Annotated in this window: 19 protein-coding genes and 1 tRNA gene; 6 read left to right on the forward strand and 14 right to left on the reverse strand. The window is 68.1% G+C overall.

Going from position 1 to position 15,799, the window contains the following annotated elements; translation table 11 throughout:
- Nucleotides 1-72: 72 nt before the first annotated feature.
- Both ACIBG7_RS05130 and ACIBG7_RS05135 read left to right on the forward strand, forming a co-directional pair.
- The gene (locus ACIBG7_RS05130) at nucleotides 73-516 is read left to right on the forward strand and encodes a carboxymuconolactone decarboxylase family protein (protein ID WP_357915550.1); all 444 of its coding nucleotides are present in this window, start codon (nucleotides 73-75) and stop codon (nucleotides 514-516) included.
- 14 nt (nucleotides 517-530) lie between these two features.
- On the forward strand, nucleotides 531-824 hold the full coding sequence (locus ACIBG7_RS05135; protein WP_397335215.1) for a hypothetical protein: 294 nt from the start codon (nucleotides 531-533) through the stop codon (nucleotides 822-824).
- A gap of 103 nt (nucleotides 825-927) precedes the next feature.
- Here ACIBG7_RS05135 and ACIBG7_RS05140 read toward each other — a convergent pair whose 3' ends face one another.
- Nucleotides 928-1,860 carry an AraC family transcriptional regulator gene (locus tag ACIBG7_RS05140; protein ID WP_357915544.1) on the reverse strand — a complete coding sequence of 311 codons (933 nt, stop codon included), beginning with the start codon at nucleotides 1,858-1,860 and terminating at the stop codon, nucleotides 928-930.
- A 315-nt stretch (nucleotides 1,861-2,175) separates the two neighbouring features.
- Here ACIBG7_RS05140 and ACIBG7_RS05145 point away from each other — a divergent pair, with 315 nt between their 5' ends.
- Together ACIBG7_RS05145 and ACIBG7_RS05150 are read left to right on the forward strand one after the other, a co-directional pair.
- Nucleotides 2,176-3,042 (forward strand): NAD(P)H-binding protein, encoded by an 867-nt coding sequence (locus ACIBG7_RS05145; protein WP_397335216.1) that lies wholly within the window; start codon nucleotides 2,176-2,178, stop codon nucleotides 3,040-3,042.
- Between the two features lie 727 nt (nucleotides 3,043-3,769).
- On the forward strand, nucleotides 3,770-4,747 hold the full coding sequence (locus ACIBG7_RS05150) for a hypothetical protein (protein ID WP_397335217.1): 978 nt from the start codon (nucleotides 3,770-3,772) through the stop codon (nucleotides 4,745-4,747).
- Nucleotides 4,748-5,006: 259 nt separating this feature from the next.
- Here the strand turns inward: ACIBG7_RS05150 and ACIBG7_RS05155 are convergent, their stop codons facing one another.
- The 7 genes from ACIBG7_RS05155 to ACIBG7_RS05185 all read right to left on the reverse strand — a co-directional run bounded on the left by ACIBG7_RS05155 (nucleotide 5,007) and on the right by ACIBG7_RS05185 (nucleotide 9,814).
- Nucleotides 5,007-5,492 carry a hypothetical protein gene (locus tag ACIBG7_RS05155; protein ID WP_397335218.1) on the reverse strand — a complete coding sequence of 162 codons (486 nt, stop codon included), beginning with the start codon at nucleotides 5,490-5,492 and terminating at the stop codon, nucleotides 5,007-5,009.
- Between the two features lie 79 nt (nucleotides 5,493-5,571).
- Nucleotides 5,572-6,009 (reverse strand): hypothetical protein, encoded by a 438-nt coding sequence (locus tag ACIBG7_RS05160; protein ID WP_397335219.1) that lies wholly within the window; start codon nucleotides 6,007-6,009, stop codon nucleotides 5,572-5,574.
- A gap of 385 nt (nucleotides 6,010-6,394) precedes the next feature.
- Entirely contained in the window at nucleotides 6,395-6,718 is a 324-nt protein-coding gene (locus ACIBG7_RS05165) for a hypothetical protein (protein ID WP_397335220.1), read from the reverse strand.
- Between the two features lie 127 nt (nucleotides 6,719-6,845).
- A tRNA-Thr gene (locus tag ACIBG7_RS05170) sits at nucleotides 6,846-6,918 on the reverse strand.
- Nucleotides 6,919-6,939: 21 nt separating this feature from the next.
- Nucleotides 6,940-7,881 carry a 23S rRNA (guanosine(2251)-2'-O)-methyltransferase RlmB gene (rlmB, locus tag ACIBG7_RS05175; protein WP_397335221.1) on the reverse strand — a complete coding sequence of 314 codons (942 nt, stop codon included), beginning with the start codon at nucleotides 7,879-7,881 and terminating at the stop codon, nucleotides 6,940-6,942.
- Between the two features lie 112 nt (nucleotides 7,882-7,993).
- Nucleotides 7,994-9,385, reverse strand: a complete 1,392-nt coding sequence (gene cysS, locus ACIBG7_RS05180; RefSeq protein ID WP_397335222.1) for a cysteine--tRNA ligase — start codon at nucleotides 9,383-9,385, stop codon at nucleotides 7,994-7,996.
- A 42-nt stretch (nucleotides 9,386-9,427) separates the two neighbouring features.
- Complete coding sequence (locus ACIBG7_RS05185; protein ID WP_357915523.1) at nucleotides 9,428-9,814, reverse strand: PPOX class F420-dependent oxidoreductase; 387 nt, start codon at nucleotides 9,812-9,814, stop codon at nucleotides 9,428-9,430.
- Nucleotides 9,815-9,868: 54 nt separating this feature from the next.
- Here ACIBG7_RS05185 and ACIBG7_RS05190 point away from each other — a divergent pair, with 54 nt between their 5' ends.
- Nucleotides 9,869-11,077: a DUF2637 domain-containing protein gene (locus ACIBG7_RS05190; protein WP_397335223.1), complete on the forward strand. Its 1,209-nt coding sequence runs from the start codon at nucleotides 9,869-9,871 to the stop codon at nucleotides 11,075-11,077.
- Between the two features lie 78 nt (nucleotides 11,078-11,155).
- Here the strand turns inward: ACIBG7_RS05190 and ACIBG7_RS05195 are convergent, their stop codons facing one another.
- The 4 genes from ACIBG7_RS05195 to ACIBG7_RS05210 form a co-directional block, all read right to left on the reverse strand.
- Nucleotides 11,156-11,431, reverse strand: a complete 276-nt coding sequence (locus ACIBG7_RS05195) for a GlsB/YeaQ/YmgE family stress response membrane protein (RefSeq protein ID WP_357915517.1) — start codon at nucleotides 11,429-11,431, stop codon at nucleotides 11,156-11,158.
- Between the two features lie 92 nt (nucleotides 11,432-11,523).
- Nucleotides 11,524-11,805, reverse strand: coding sequence for a GlsB/YeaQ/YmgE family stress response membrane protein (locus tag ACIBG7_RS05200; RefSeq protein ID WP_357915514.1), 282 nt, complete (start codon nucleotides 11,803-11,805; stop codon nucleotides 11,524-11,526).
- A 203-nt stretch (nucleotides 11,806-12,008) separates the two neighbouring features.
- On the reverse strand, nucleotides 12,009-12,476 hold the full coding sequence (gene ispF / locus ACIBG7_RS05205; protein ID WP_397335224.1) for a 2-C-methyl-D-erythritol 2,4-cyclodiphosphate synthase: 468 nt from the start codon (nucleotides 12,474-12,476) through the stop codon (nucleotides 12,009-12,011).
- Nucleotides 12,477-12,493: 17 nt separating this feature from the next.
- On the reverse strand, nucleotides 12,494-12,976 hold the full coding sequence (locus tag ACIBG7_RS05210) for a CarD family transcriptional regulator (protein WP_181615762.1): 483 nt from the start codon (nucleotides 12,974-12,976) through the stop codon (nucleotides 12,494-12,496).
- 232 nt (nucleotides 12,977-13,208) lie between these two features.
- On the opposite strand from ACIBG7_RS05210, the gene ACIBG7_RS05215 reads away from it, so the two are divergent.
- Complete coding sequence (locus ACIBG7_RS05215; RefSeq protein WP_357915508.1) at nucleotides 13,209-13,790, forward strand: copper chaperone PCu(A)C; 582 nt, start codon at nucleotides 13,209-13,211, stop codon at nucleotides 13,788-13,790.
- A 102-nt stretch (nucleotides 13,791-13,892) separates the two neighbouring features.
- Here ACIBG7_RS05215 and ACIBG7_RS05220 read toward each other — a convergent pair whose 3' ends face one another.
- Both ACIBG7_RS05220 and ACIBG7_RS05225 read right to left on the reverse strand, forming a co-directional pair.
- Entirely contained in the window at nucleotides 13,893-14,582 is a 690-nt protein-coding gene (locus ACIBG7_RS05220) for a response regulator transcription factor (RefSeq protein ID WP_357915505.1), read from the reverse strand.
- Entirely contained in the window at nucleotides 14,579-15,760 is a 1,182-nt protein-coding gene (locus ACIBG7_RS05225) for an ATP-binding protein (RefSeq protein ID WP_357915502.1), read from the reverse strand. Before ACIBG7_RS05225 ends, ACIBG7_RS05220 begins: the two co-directional genes overlap by 4 nt.
- Nucleotides 15,761-15,799 lie beyond the last annotated feature (39 nt).

The following is a 15,799-nucleotide window of genomic DNA, read 5'->3' on the forward strand; positions in this document are numbered from 1 at the left end:
GCATCGCGAATCTATCAATCCACCCACACATCCTCGTTCTTGTCAGCACCTCGACCAGGGAGCGCGAAAACGATGCAAGCACGGATGAAGAACCCCGCCACCGTCATCTCCGCGGCGCAGCAGCCCATCATGGGCCTGGCCAAGTCCGCCCAGGGCCAGGGCGTCTCCGAGGAACTCCTGGACCTGGTCCACCTGCGGGTCAGCCAGATCAACGGCTGCAGCTTCTGCGTCGACGCCGGAGTGAAGAAGCTCGGCAAGCTGAGCGTCAGCACCGAGCGCATGGGCCTGGTGGCCGCCTGGCGCGACGCCCCGTACTACACCGACGCCGAGCGCGCCGCCCTCGCCCTCGCCGAAGCCGTCACCGAGCGGCCCGCCGACGTCTCCGACGAGGTCTGGGACGCCGCCGCCGACCACTTCGACGAGCAGCAGCTCGCCGCGATCCTGCTGATGATCGCGACCACCAACCTGTTCAACCGTCTCAACGCCCCGATCCGGCAGATCGCCGGCACCTGGTAACGGAGGAGCCTTCCATGTCCGTCGTCCGCACCCACACCTACTCCGTCGCCCCGGCCGACCTCGAGGAGTTCCTCGCCCGCCGGGCCTCCCTCATCGGCACCATCCGCGACAGCCACCCCGGCCTCACCCGCACCCTCCTGATCAAGCTGGAGGACGGCACCTACAGCGACACCTGGCACTGGGCCAGCGGGGCGCAGATGGGGGCCGCGCTGGCGGCCATCCCGACCTTCCCCGAGGCGCCGCTCACCATGGCCCTCACCAAGGACGCCACCGCCCAGAACGGTACGATCATCGACGACAACCACTGACCTTCGGGCCCGTTTCTGGCCTTCTCGGGGTGATCGGCCTTCTCGGGGTTACCGGCCGCGTGGGCCGCACGCTCGGTGCGGCCCTTCCGGTATTCCCCGGAAGTCACCCGCCGGAGCGATGCCGACTCGGCGACATGCCTCGCACCCGCTTGAAAGCCACGCTCAACGCGAAAGGATTGGCGTACCCCACCTGCCGCGCCACCTCATCGATGGTGACACTCGACGACCGCAGCAGATCCGCCGCCAGCGCCATCCGCCACCCGGTCAGATAGGCCATCGGCGGCTCCCCCACCAGCGTGGCGAACCGCCTTGCGAACGCCGCCCGTGAAGCCCCCACCTTGTCCGCCAGCAGCCCCACCGTCCAGGGATGCGCCGGGTCACCGTGGATGAGCCGCAGCGCCGGCCCGATCAGCGGATCGCTCTGCGCCTGGTACCAGCCCGGCGCCCGCGCCTCAGGCCGGGCGAACCACGCCCGCAGCGTCGCGATCAACGCCAGGTCCAGCAGCCGGTTGAGCACCACCTGCTGCCCCGGCCCTTCGCCGTTGACCTCCTGCGCCAGCAGCTCCATGATCGGCGACTGCACGCTCGACCGGGGTACCAGCACGACTTCGGGCAGCGCGTTGAGCAGGCGCGCGCTCACCTCCCCGGTGACCTGGTAGGTCCCGCTGGCCACCACCGCGGAGCCGTCCGGGCTGTACCCGCTCGTCCTCGGGCCCAGCCGTAGCTGCTCGGTCACATCCACGCCGTCCATGCTGATCAGCCGGTTGCCCGGCTTCACCACGACGTCCGGCGGTGTCGCCGGATCATCGGAGATCGTGTACGGCGCGGGCCCCTTGACGATGGTCACGTCCCCGACCCTCATCAGCACCGGCTCCCCTTTATCCGGCACCACCCACGCATGTCCGCGCAACACAGTGGCCAGCGCCAGCGCGGCCTCGTCGGCGATCCGCAACGACCACGGCGGTTCCAGTACGGCCTGGCAGAACGCCGCACTGCGCGCACGGACACCATCGAGCAGGTCAGCCAGCGGGTCCACGCCGCCAGTGTAGACGCACAGACATGCAATCGAGCGGACGAAATATGGATCGTCTACGCCGGGCCGCGTTCACTGGGACACAGACCACCCAGACCCCTTGGACCTGAGGGAGTTCGGGGTGGTGTACACCCAGGCCCTCGCACCAGAGGGAGTGCTGGGTGGTGCATCCAGACCCCTCGCACCGGAGGGAGTGCAGGGGCACACCACTCCGCCCCCTCACACCGGACGGAGTCCTGGGCGCGCACCACCCAGACCCTCATACCAGGGGAAGTTCTGGGTCCACATCCCCCAGACCCCTCATACCGGAGGCACCCCATGTACGCCATCACCGGAGCGACCGGCCACGTCGGCGGCGCAGCCGCCCGCGAACTCCTCGCCCACGGCGAACCCGTCCGCGCCATCATCCGCACCGCCGCCAAGGCCGAAACCTGGACCCAGGCCGGCGCCCAGATCGCCCTGGCCGACTTCGCCGACCGAGCCGCCCTCGCCGCCGCCTTCCGCGGCTGCCGTGCCGCCTTCGTCATGCTGCCCACCGACCCGACCTTCCCCGACCCCGACGCCGGCCACCGCCACCTCGCCGACTCCATCGCCGGCGCCGTTGCTGACAGCGGCGTGCCGTACGTCGTCATGCTCTCCTCCATCGGCGCCGAACTCCCCGACGGCACCGGCCCCATCCGCTGGCTCCACCACCTGGAAACCCAGCTCCGGCGCACCGGCGTCACCCTGACCGCCATCCGCGCCCCCCACTTCCAGGAAAAGGTCGAGACTCTCCTCGACACTGCCCGCGACCTCGGCATCTACCCCGTCTTCGCCGACTCCGCCGACCACCCCATCCCCATGGTCGCTACCCGCGACATCGGCACCACTGTCGCCGCCGCCCTCACCACCTCTTCGCCCGCCGACGACATCCTCGCCCTGGACCCCCCTCACTACACCGAACGCCAGGTCGCCAAGGAACTCTCCGCCCTCCTCGGCAAACCCCTCGAAGTCCTCCCCATCCCCCAGTCCGACTGGACCACCCTCCTGATCGACAGCGGCCTCTCACCCGCCCTCGCCGCCGAACTCACCGCCCTGTACACCGCCGAACAGGCCGGCCTCCTCCACCCCACCGGCAACCGCCACGTTCCCTGCCCAACCGAACTCCACGACACCCTGCGGACCCTCGTGCACCCCATCCTCTGAACGACGGACGAAGACCCCGAGCGGCAACCTTGTTCAGGGTTTTCGTGTCAGCGGAGCCGACCCACCTCGGGGGGTTGTCCGAACCATTGTGAGCGCAGGAGGCCTGGAGCCATTGGAGCAAGTACCACAACACCAGCCCTCTTGCTCGGGCCAGCCAAGGGTTCGGACGGGAGGCGGGTGGTGCAGGTCTGCCAGACGATGTTGTTCCTCCGAAGGCTAGTGAGATGTACGCAATACGTACTCGCGATCGCCATGGCTCGGCGAGTGCTGAACTAGGCACTGGCCGACCCCGGCGGCGGGCGCGTCTGGACGCCCGATCGAGCCGCTGCTGGAGACGCTCTGCGATGGCGCCGGTGCGCGTCAGGTACGCGTGGCCGACCGACACCGCGGGCCTCGCGCCCTTGTGTGCGTGAGCGGCGGCGAACAGGCCCCGGATCATCTCAGCCCGTTGGCGATGCGCCGCCCTTTGACCCCCACGCGGCGAAGCAAGCCGGAGCAGCCGTGCCAAGATGGCGGGTTTGTGTTTCTCGGCCCGCAGGGGGCGCACCTGCCGGCCAAGACTTACGCGCAGCGGTTCTTCAACCCGGCCGCTGACGGCCCGCTGACATGACCGGCGCCGCCAAGGGGTTCGGCGGCGCGTGGGGGGTGGCTCGGGGAGGCCATCACCCGCTCCGATGTCGCGATCTTCGCCTGGGACCCGGCGAAGGCAGGCCAGACGCTCGGCCCGTTGCTGCCCGCGCTGCACGTGGTCGAATACACCGGCAGCGGCGGGGTCGCCATGCTCACGGACATACGGCAGAAGATCCCTCGCCGTACGGCGTGGCTGACCGAGCGCAGCTATGCCTTCTGGCGAGCCGGGTGCGGGTTGAAGTACTGGATGGTGTGGCTGGAGGAGTTCCCCAACCTCGTGGCGGCGATGACGGACGAGGAGTGCGACGACTTCAAGCTCACCTTGAAGGAGATCCGTTCCGCCGGAGGCCGGGTGTTCGTCTCGCTACAGCACTTCCACCACAGCGATGTCGCCGACATCGGAGTGGTCCGCTGCCAGTTCGGGCGGATGACTTTCGGGATGATGGGCTGGTCAGAGTGCAAGCGGTCCCTCACCGACCGGCAGTTGGAGCACGAGTACGCCCCCGGTGGGGCGCCGCGCGGTTGGAAGGCCAGCCACCCTGGCCGGGCGTTGATCGACGTCAACGGACACAGTCAAGATCATCCAGACGATGAGTTCACCGCCCGCGTCGTGACCAAGGCCCGCGCGCGGGCCGCCGGCCACTCCCCCACCGCAGAAGGCGCCGACACCAGCCAGGCGGACGGGACCGCCCAGGACGAGCGGATCCTGCGCGAGGCCGGCATCCTCCCCGAACCCGGCGACGAGAACATCGACCCCCGCCAGCCGATCGTCTCCACCGCCGACCCGAACATCGCCTTCCCCGCCCCACCAGACCCAGAGCCGCGGACGACGCACGAACGCGCCCGCCGCCACCTTCTGGGAAACGTTGTGCTCGTGGGCAGAGGAAGGGCGAGCCGAGTTCGCGACCGCCGACATGCGGCCCATCTGGGAAACGTGGGATACACGCGCTCGTGGGCGCAGAAGACCTGCACCCGCCTTCTGGACGAGGGCCTGCTGGAACGACGCGCCCAGGTATGGATCCTGCTCCCCTCAGCTCTCCTGCGGGCCCGCGACCGGCAGTTCGTGGACGCCTGACCGGGGGCATGCGGGCGCCCGTGACGAGCCGGACGCCGCGTACGATGGCAGCAGCTTCGCAGGCCCAAGCATGAAGACGCCCCTCCCTGAGGCAGAGGCGTTCGTTGTTCTGACCTGGTCAGGCTTTTGCAGCTTCCAGGAGCGCCATCGACGCCTTGTATCGGTTATCCACAGTGGACCACCAGTCGTGGCGCTGGATCTGCTCCACAACGTCGAACCGTTTCGCCAGCAGCTCAGCAGGGCTTATCAGAGTCGACAGTCAAGGCATAGATCGGGGCCGCAAGCAGCCGACCATCACCAGCGCAGCTTGCAGGACGCCTAGCGCCAGAAATGCCACCCCCCAGGGTCGACGATATTCCCACTGATCGAAGAGAAACGCGAGCCCGCATGCGCCAATCACCAGTGCAAATATCAGAATTCCCGTAAGTGCAAGCTTTCTACGACAACCAAGCATCCACCAGAATATTACCGCCTGCACAATTCCCGGTCCAACGAATATCGCGTTATCGGCATGCCGCCCTAGTTCCAACGGTTCGAGCAAGAGGCCAATAAGCACTCCCCCGATCGACAAGGGGAAGGAAATCCCTACCGAGAGAATGTAGCCATACATCGGATCCCCGATAGCCCCATTCTCGGTCACGATGGCCAGCAAAACGACCGAAAGGGCGTAGACGCATATCGCCAGCGCGCCCGGCCAGGGCCTGCGGCTTGACCACGACCGCTCTGGATCCTCCCGATTATCCATACTCCCCACTCTCACTTGATGGTGAGCCCTGACGCCAGCCAGATTGACGCGACCAGCGCCAGGGTCGCCGCTAGCTCAGCTAGACATGCGTCCAGCCGAAATTGTTAACTGCGAACTTAAATCTGCCAGCCCAGGTTTTGCAGATATCTCGCTTGGACATCACTACCATCTCATCCTCGTCTTCAGGGTCGCCGAACTTCTTGTACGGCTTCGTGCTCTGGGCAGAGCAAATCCTTTCAACGACGATCGTGTGCATAACGGCGTCCACGGCTAGGCGCCTGCCCGCCGGAAGCGAACCCATCCTGATCAGACCGTATCCGTAATCGTGAGAATCGCATGCGACACGGAAGTTGAGCCACTTCTCCGGCTTGTCTCCAATGACAGGGGCCGAGCAGCCATCGTTATCGATACCCATCACCGGCTTTCCTCCCGGTGTTGGCATCCATCTCGGCGTACACAGGTCCCGGGGGTTGTCCGAATCGATCAGAACTGAATGGGAGCAGTAGCCCGAGAGCATGTAGTCTCCCCGCAGTCAGAACGGTGCATCCTGGGGGCGTTCCACCTGCGCAGCTCAACGCGGAAGTGAGGCGCTGAGATACCGTAGAATTGCCGCAGCCAGTGGGGACAGTTCCTCCTGTATCGGTGTGATCGGTGGCGTCTTCGTGGGCATCGAGGATGCATCTCAATCGTGGTCATGCCACCGCAACGGTCGAACACGTGAATCAAGATCGTAGGTGCACTGGGCTCCACTTGGTCTGCAGCTTTCCCGACCTTCGACACCTCACGTCCCTCACCTGCTGTGGCGGTCTCTGTCCACGTCCGCTTAGCCTTGGCAGTGGCTCGGATCACCCCGTCGGGCGTCGCCTGTACTGCAGAGTCGATCAACTCAACTGTGGACCCGCTCATGGCATTGAAGGAGAACACCATTTCACCGTCCATGGCGAAGCCGATCGAGTTGGTGGCTGGTCTGCACCATCGACGAGCATCGCCCAGGGCGCGTCATCCGACAGCCAGAGGCTGGTTTCCTCGCTCTCGAAGGTGTCCGTCTCATGGGCCTCGTAGCGTCCCCCTTCACTCACCCGTTCGGCAATCTCCGTGAGACTCAACGGGGGCCCATTGTGAGGAACGACCACCGTCCAGCAGATGCCCCCTCCCATCCAACTGTCATCGAGCAGTTGCCTGTAGTGCAGGTAGGTCGTCTCCCGCGCCACCTCGTCATCAGCCACGCTGACCTCCATCGACCTTGGCGAAGGGGAAGATCATCGCAGGAAGGGCTGACAGAAGTCGGAGAGGTTGCTCTACGGAGATCACAAAGGCCCTTCCGGATCTCCCGGAAGGGCCTTTGAGCAGCAGAGCCGACTAGGGGAATCGAACCCCTGACCTTCTGTTTACAAGACAGATGCTCTACCGATTGAGCTAAGTCGGCACAGCCACCCAGTCTAGACGCTCAGCGTCGTCGCTGACGAGCGACCTCGTACAACGCGATGCCCGCTGCGACGCCGGCGTTGAGGGACTCGGCGGCGGCCTGCATGGGGATGCGGGCCACGGCGTCGCACTGTTCGCGGACGAGGCGGGACAGGCCCTTGCCTTCGGAGCCGACGATAATGACCAACGGCTCCTCGAGGAGGGTGACGTCGGCGAGGTCGGTGGCGTCGGCGCCGCCGTCGAGGCCGACGACGAAGAGGCCGGCGTCGCGGTACTCACGGAGGGCGGCGGTGAGGTTGGAGGCTCGGGCGACCCGCATGGTGGCCAGGGCGCCGGCCGAGGTCTTCCAGGCGCCACCGGTGACACCGGCGGCACGACGGGAGGGGACGAGCAGGCCGTGGGCGCCGAAGGCGGTGGCGGAACGGGCGATGGCGCCGAGGTTACGCGGGTCGGTGACGCCGTCGAGGGCGACGATGAGCGGGACCTCGGCGGCGTCCTGGGCGATCTCGATGAGCTCGCTGGGGTGCGCGTAGTCGTAGGCCGGGATCTGCAGGGCGATGCCCTGGTGCACGGCCCCCTCGGTGAGGCGGTCGAGCTTGTCGCGACTGACTTCGAGCACGGCCAGGCCGGTCTCGGCGGCGACGCGCAGGGAGGAGCGGACGCGGTCGTCGGCTTCCATACGCGTGGCGACGTAGAGGGCGGAGGCCGGGACGCCGGCCTGGAGGGCCTCCAGGACGGGGTTACGGCCGCCGATGTACTCCGGGGAGTCCTCGGAGCGGCGCTGGCGGGGGGCCGGGCGCGGCGAGGGTGAGGCGCCGCCGGACCGCTCCTCGCGGGCCAGGCGTTCGGCCCTGGCCTTGTCCTTGTACCAGTGACGCGCCTCGGCGGGCGGGGTCGCGCCCTTGCCGGCCAGGCCGCGACGTACTTTTCCGCCGCTGCCCTTGAGCGGTCCCCGTTTCCTCATGCATCCAGGGTACTAGCGCCTCAGATCCGACTCGCCCCATACCGGGACGACGGCGAGGGGTGGCCGCTGCCCTACACGGGGCCGTCTCGCCGTACATCAAGGGAGCGCGGCGTCAGCGGGAGAGTTCCCAGCGGGCGCCGTGCGGGGTGTCCTCGACGGTGATGCCCGCCGCGGTGAGGGAGTCGCGGATGGCGTCCGCAGCGGCGTAGTCCTTGCGGGCCCGGGCCGCGGCGCGCTGCTCAAGGGCGACCTTGACCAGGGCGTCCACCACGGGCGTGAGGTCGGTGCCGGCCGTACGCCACTGCGGGGAGCGGGGGTCGAGGCCCAGGACGTCGAGCATGTTCTGGGTCTCGGCCAGCAGCCGCGCGACGGCCTCCTTGTCGCCCCGGCCCAGCGCGACGTTGCCCTCACGGACGACCTCGTGGATGACGGCGACGGCCTGCGGGGTGCTCAGGTCGTCGTCGAGCGCGTCGCTGAAGGCTTGCGGCAGCGGGGCGTCGGCGTCGACGTCGTGGATGACCTCGGCGGCGCGGGTGACGAAGCCCTCGATGCGCTGGTAGGCGGCGGCCGCCTCCAGCAGCGAGTCTTCAGAGAAGTCGATCGAGGAGCGGTAGTGCGGCGTGGCCAGGTAGTAACGCAGCTCGACCGGGCGGACCTTCTGCAGCAGGTCGGGGATGAGCAGGGAGTTGCCGAGCGACTTGCTCATCTTCTCCGAGCCGATCTTGAGCATGCCGTTGTGCATCCAGTAGCGGGCGAAGGCGTCGCCGGCCGCCTGGGACTGGGCCAGCTCGTTCTCGTGGTGCGGGAAGACGAGGTCGAGGCCGCCGCCGTGGATGTCGAAGGTGGGGCCGAGGTACTTGGTCACCATGGCCGAGCACTCCAGGTGCCAGCCGGGCCGGCCGGGGCCCCAGGGGGTCGGCCAGGTGGGCTCGCCGGGCTTCTCGCCCTTCCAGAGCGCGAAGTCGCGCGGGTCGCGCTTGCACGACTCGTCGTCGGTGTCGCCCGCGGCGCGCATGTTCTCCAGCTTCTGGTTGGAGAGCTTGCCGTACTCCGAGGACCAGGAGCTGACGCTGAAGTAGACGTCGCCGCCGGAGGCGTAGGCGTGGCCGCGCTCGATGAGCCGCTCCATGAGCGTGATCATCTCGGGCACGTGGCCGGTGGCGCGCGGCTCGACGGTGGGCGGCAGGCAGCCGAGCTGGTCGTAGGCCCAGGTGAAGGCGCGCTGGTTGCGTTCGGCCACCACGAACCAGGGGACCTGGTCCGCGGCGGCCACGCGGATGATCTTGTCGTCGATGTCGGTGACGTTGCGGCAGAACGTCACGTCGTAGCCGTTCCGCAGCAGCCAGCGGCGGAGCACGTCGAAGTTGACGCCCGAGCGGATGTGCCCGATGTGCGGAGGAGCCTGCACGGTCGCCCCGCACAGGTAGATCGACACATGTCCCGCCTGGAGCGGGACGAACTCGCGAACGGTGCGGGTGCTGGTGTCGTAAAGGCGCAGGCTCACGTAGGCAAGGCTAACGCCTCCGGGCTTGTCTCACGTTGTTTATCAGCCCCGCAGAAGCACCTTGTCCGGATGTACACGAACGACTACCCGTTCGTTCCCCTCCGGCTCCTGCCACGGCTGGCCGGTGTACTGCCGCGAGAGCTCCTGGATCAGGTCCCCGGTGGGGTCGTCCTCCATGGTCACCGTGCCGCGGACCTCCGCGTAGACGTACGGATTCTCCGGGTCGATGACCAGCAGCGTGGTCCGGGGGTCGCGGAGATAGTTGCGGTGCTTGCGCCGCCCCTTGACCGTCGAGAACAGGATGTCGTTCCCGTCCGTCCTGACCCACACCACGGTGGACTGGGGTCCGCCGTCCGGGTTGAGGCTGGTCACCGTCGCGTAGTTCGGCGCGTCGTACAGCTTCCGCACGCCCTCGGGCAGCTCGGTCATCTCATCTCCCCTTGATCGGTTTCACGTCTCATTCTTCTGTAGGCTCGAAACGCCATGGACGTGACTCCCCCCTCCACCCTGCGCCGGCTCGGCGTGGCCCTCGCCGGGCTCGGCGTCGCCGCGCTCACCGCGACCGCCTGCGCGCTGTCCTTCCACGACCTGCGCGACCTCGCCCTCCAGGCGCGGGTCAGCCCCGAACTAGCCTTTCTCTACCCGGTCGGTTTCGACGCACTCCTGGTCGTCGCCCTGGTCAGCGTGCTCCTGCTGACCTCGGGGCGGCTGCTCGCGCGGCTCCAGGCCGCGCTCGTGCTGGTGCTCCTGATCGTGGGCGCCGCCGTCGTCAACGTCGCGTCGGCCACCGGTTTCCAGGTGGACGTACGGCAGGCGGCGATCGTCGCCGCGGTCGCGCCCTGGGTCATGCTGGCGGTGGCGTTGTGGATGTGGCTCGTGCTGATCAAGCATGTGCAGGAGCGGCGGGCCGACTCCAGGAGTACGGCGGAGCAGGACCTCGTGCCGTTCCGGCGGGACGCCGCGGCGCCGCCGCCGCTTCCGGCGGACGGGGAGGAGCTCGAGGTCACCGAACACGAGCCCACCCCGGTTGTCGGCCCCACGCCCGCGCCTGAGACGCCGCCGCTGCCCATCGTCAAGGAGACGGCTCGGACCGAGCCGCTGCCGGTCTTCGTTCCGGCGACCGTTCCCGAACCTCGGGAGGCTCCGGAGGATCGGGAAGAGGTTCCAGACCTCCGGGACCAGCCTGCTCGGCCCCAGGTGGCGGCGGACCACGAGTTGGAGCGCTCCGAGCCAGCCGACACGCCGGAGACACCCGCGCCCTCCGAAGACCGCGACGCCACCGAAATCGGCGAGGCCGCCGAAACGCGGGAGCCGGTGCACGAGCCCGCCGAACTCCCGGAGCCAGCCGAAAAGCGCGAACCCGCCGAAAACCGGGAACCCGCCGTAACAGCCGAGCCCGCAAAGACGCCCGCCGAACCACCCGCCGAACCACCCGAAGAGCGTCGCCCCGTCCGCTGGGGCGACCTGACCAGGCCCGAGCCCAGCGACGTCCTGGTCCACCCCCGCCCCGAGACGGTGAGCGAGCGCGACGCCGACACCCAGCCGGTCCGGGTGTTCAAGGACAACCCCGACCCCGAGCACGGCCCCGAGGCCGCCGATCCCCCGCACGGGCGGCGGCAGCCGTACGGCGAGGCCCCCTCGGGCAGGCGCCGCAGCACCCCCCTCCCACCGGAGGACGAGGACGCCGAATAGGCAGGACACAACAACGAAGGCAGGGCACCCCAGCCAAGGGCGCCCTGCCTTCTGCGTTCCGTCACAAGGTCATGGGTGTCACAGCCTGCTGCTTCGACCGCGCCGCAGGCCGGCCACCAGGCCGACACCGACAACCGCCAGGACGACCTGCATGACCAGTTCGATCCAGTCGATCCCAGCCGTCGTCTCGACGTTCATGACCTGGGCGATAGCCGTTCCGATCAGCGCGGCGACGATGCCGACGACGATGGTCAGGATCCACCCGATGGCCTGCTTGCCAGGAAGCAGCAGGCGCCCGATGGCACCGATCACGGCACCGATGACGATCGCACCGAGAATGGATTGGATGGTCATGAAACCTCCCCGCGAAAGTGACACCTTCACTCTCCCGGCGAGCGACATACCCCGTGCCACACTTTTATGCGCGTTCTTTACGAACGCGCAGCTCAGGCGGTAGGACGTGCGCCTCGCGTCCCGGATCCCCGTGACACCACGAGCCACACTCCCACCACGGCGAACAACACCTGGATGATGTGTTCCCACCAGTTGATGCCACGCGTGTCGGACAGGCCCAGCAAATAGGCCACGAGCGTGCCGAGCAGAGCCGCGACGATGCCGACGAGCCAGGTCATCCCGATCGAGATGTTCTGCTTGCCGGGCACGATGAGCCGGCCGATCGCACCGATGACGATGCCGAAGACGATGGCCCAGATGATGGAACCGATCATGTGAATCCCCCCTCTGAGGAGAGATCTACCCGGCCTCACCTGCGATTATCCGCGAAAGCAGGGACGGCGGCTCATGCCGCTCTCCGGGAAAAGCAGGGACGGCGGCTCGTACCGCGCCAGTGACGAACCGCCGTCCCCGTACTCGGCGGGCTTTACGGCACCGCCCGCCGGGACACCCTCACGCATCCCGCAAAGAAGACGCGCTAGTCGGCGGTTCGGTTCACCACGAGTGCGGTCGCGATCGCGCCGAGGCCCTCGCCGCGCCCGGTGAAGCCGAGACCGTCGGTGGTGGCCGCGCTGAGGCTCACAGGAGCCCCCACGAGCTCCGAGAGGACCTTCTCGGCCTCCTGGCGCCGGGGGGCCAGCTTGGGCCGGTTACCGACCACCTGGACCGCCACGTTGCCGATCAGGAAGCCGGCCTCGCCCACGAGGCGGACGGTCTCCTCGACCAGGTCCGCGCCGGAAGCGCCCGCCCAGCGCGGGTCGGACGTGCCGAAGACCGCGCCCAGGTCGCCGAGACCGGACGCGGACAGCAACGCGTTGCAGATCGCGTGGCAGACGACGTCGGCGTCGGAGTGGCCTTCGAGGCCGGTCTCGTCCGGCCAGTGCAAGCCGGCGAGGTGCAGTTGACGCCCAGATGCGAACGGGTGGACGTCGACACCGACGCCCACCCGTGGAAAGTTCGCGTTCAGGAGTTCAGCACCTCGTCGAGAAGCGCTTCCGCCTTGTCCTCGTTCGTCTTCTCGGCGAGCGCGAGCTCGCTTACCAGTATCTGCCGTGCCTTAGCCAGCATGCGCTTCTCGCCCGCAGAAAGACCGCGCTCACGGTCCCTCCGCCAAAGGTCGCGAACCACCTCGGCGACCTTGTTGACGTCACCCGAAGCCAGCTTCTCAAGGTTGGCCTTGTAACGACGCGACCAGTTGGTCGGTTCCTCGGTGTGAGGCATGCGCAGGACGTCGAAAACGCGCTCAAGGCCTTCCTGGCCCACAACGTCGCGCACACCGACGAGTTCTGCGTTCTCCGCTGGCACCTGGACGGTAAGGTCGCCCTTGTCGACCTTGAGCACCAGGTAGGTCTTTTCCACACCCTTGATGGTTCGGGTCGTGATTTCTTCGATCCGAGCAGCCCCATGGTGGGGGTAGACGACTGTGTCGCCGACCTGGAAAGTCATGTGACAAGTACCCCTTCCGCTGTACTCCAGGGTACCACGCATCCAGAGTCTCCCGGAACAGTGAAATCACCATAACTGCAGGTCAAAGCCGCATATTAGGGCTTGACAAGCCTACAACTCTATGAATCGCAAAGGCTGGCATAGCTAATGACCTGCAGGGGCGCGTAAATGACCATGGGATCTCATGGATAAGGTTGGCGGTGCCAACTCCGCTCCATGGTAAGGAGAGTCCGTGACCAGCCGACGCTGGATTATCGCCGCCGCCGCGTTCCTGGCAGCCCCGGTTCTGGCCGGCTGTTCCGCCGGATTCGATGCCAACACCAACAAGCCGTACCAGCCGGTCGAAGGCGCCGCCCTCATCGAGGCCGACGGCAGCGCGTACGGCTCGCGCGGCCTGAGCATCCCGCAGGCCTTCGTCCTCGGCCCCGACTCCGGCGCGCAGCTCACCCAGGGCGGTTCCGCGCCGCTCTACCTGAACCTGCTCTCCTACGCGGGCGACACGCTCCAGGACGCCGCCAGCGACCTCGGCACCATCAAGGTGACCGCCCCGGTGCAGCTCCCGGCCGGAAAGCTCGTCGACACCGGCAAGCCCACGCCGCAGTTGATGATCACCGGTCTGACCAAGGCGCTGCGGGGCGGCGAGAGCGCCCGCATCAAGCTGCGCTTCGCCACCGCCGGCGAGGTCGACCTGACCGTGCCCGTGGTGACCCGTAGCCGCGAGTACACCGCCTACCCGATGCCGCCGGGCGCCACCCCCGCCCCGACGCCCTCGGCCACTCCTACGCCCTCTGAGGCCTCTTCCGGCGGCCACTGAGTCCTCTTCCGGCGAGGCCACCTGACCGCCGGTCCCCGCACAACGCCTGAGGGGCGGTACGGCTCGCGCGAGCCGTACCGCCCCTCAGGTACGTCCGGGGTCCTACTCGGCGGGCTCGAACTTGTAGCCCAGCCCGCGCACGGTGAGGATGCAGCGCGGGTTGGCCGGGTCCGCCTCGACCTTCGCGCGCAGCCGCTTGACGTGCACGTCGAGGGTCTTGGTGTCGCCCACGTAGTCGGCGCCCCAGACCCGGTCGATGAGCTGGCCGCGGGTCAGCACCCGGCCGGCGTTGCGCAGCAGCACCTCCAGCAGCTCGAACTCCTTGAGCGGGAGCTGCACCTGCTGGCCGCGGACCGAGACGATGTGCCGGTCGACGTCCATGCGCACCGGCCCGGCGGCCAGGATGGCGCTCTCCGGCTCGTCGAGCGCGTCCCCCTGGCGGCGCAGCACCGCGCGGATGCGGGCGACCAGCTCGCGCGAGGAGAACGGCTTGGTGACGTAGTCGTCGGCGCCCAGTTCGAGCCCCACGACCTTGTCGATCTCGCTGTCCTTGGCGGTCAGCATGATCACCGGCACCTTGGAGCGCTGCCGCAGCGAGCGGCAGACCTCGGTGCCGGGCAGGCCGGGCAGCATCAGGTCGAGCAGCACCATGTCGGCGCCGCTCCGGTCGAAGATCTCCAGCGCCTCGGGGCCGGTGGACGCCACGGAGACCTCGAACCCCTCCTTGCGCAGCATGTAGGACAACGCGTCGGAGAACGACTCCTCGTCCTCCACCACGAGAACTCGGGTCATGAGGGAACCTCCGTGAGGGTTTTCGCAGTAGGTACGGCCACCGCGGTGCCGCCGAAGGCGGGCAGCCGCAGGGTGAAGGTGGATCCGGAGCCTTCCTTGCTCCAGACCGTCACCTCGCCGCCGTGCGTGGCGGCGACGTGCTTGACGATGGCCAGGCCGAGGCCGGTGCCGCCGGTCGCGCGTGAGCGGGCGGCGTCCACCCGGAAGAAGCGCTCGAAGATGCGTTCCAGGGCCTCTTCGGGGATGCCGATGCCCTGGTCGCTGACGCTGATCTCCACCGACTCGCCGGCCGGGCGGGTGCTGACCACGACCCGGGTGTGCTCGGGGCTGTAGGCGATGGCGTTGTCGATCAGGTTGCGCAGCGCGGTGGCCAGCAGCTCGTCGTCGCCCCAGACGCGCAGGCCCTCGGTGCCGCCGGAGACCAGGGTGATGTCCTTGCCCGCGGCCTTCGTCGTGGAATGGTCGATGGCCTCGTGCACGATCTCGTCGATCGGCACCTGGCCGGGGGTGGGGATGGGCTCGGCGCCCTGGATCCTGGAGAGGGTGATGAGGTCCTGCACCAGGTAGGTCAGCCGGGCCGACTCCAGTTGCATGCGGCCGGCGAAGCGGGTGACCGCCTCGGGGTCGTCGGCGGCGTCCTGGATCGTCTCGGCCAGCAGGCTCAGCGCCCCGACGGGGGTCTTGAGCTCGTGCGAGACGTTGGCCACGAAGTCGCGGCGGACCGCCTCGACGCGGCGGCGCTCGGTCTGGTCCTCGGCGAGCACCAGCACCTGGCCGTGCGAGCCCAGCGGGGCCACCCGGACGGCGAAGCTGGTCGACTCCTGGCCGAAGCGGTGCCCCGCGACCTCGATCTCGCTCTCGCGGATCTCGCCGTCCCTGCGCACCTGCCTGGCCAGGGCGAGCAGTTCGGCGGCCATCAGCCGGTCGCCCTTCACCAGCCCGAAGGCGCGTGCGGCCGAGCTGGCCCGCAGCACGCGGTCGTGGGCGTCGAGGACGACTGCGCTGCTGGGCAGTACGGCGAGCACCGAGGCGACCCCCTGCGGCAGGGCCCCCACCTCGCCATCGTCGGAACCGTCGGTCCTGTTCGGCGTCTCGATCTGGTTGCGGTAGAACAACACCGCGAACGCGCCGACCACGAATCCGGCCAGGGCGGCCAAGCTCATGGCCATCTCACTCATGTCTTCGATGGTAGGTGGGCTTTTCCGGACACCCGACCC

The organism is Nonomuraea sp. NPDC050328, from assembly GCF_044459405.1.
GTDB lineage: Bacteria > Actinomycetota > Actinomycetes > Streptosporangiales > Streptosporangiaceae > Nonomuraea.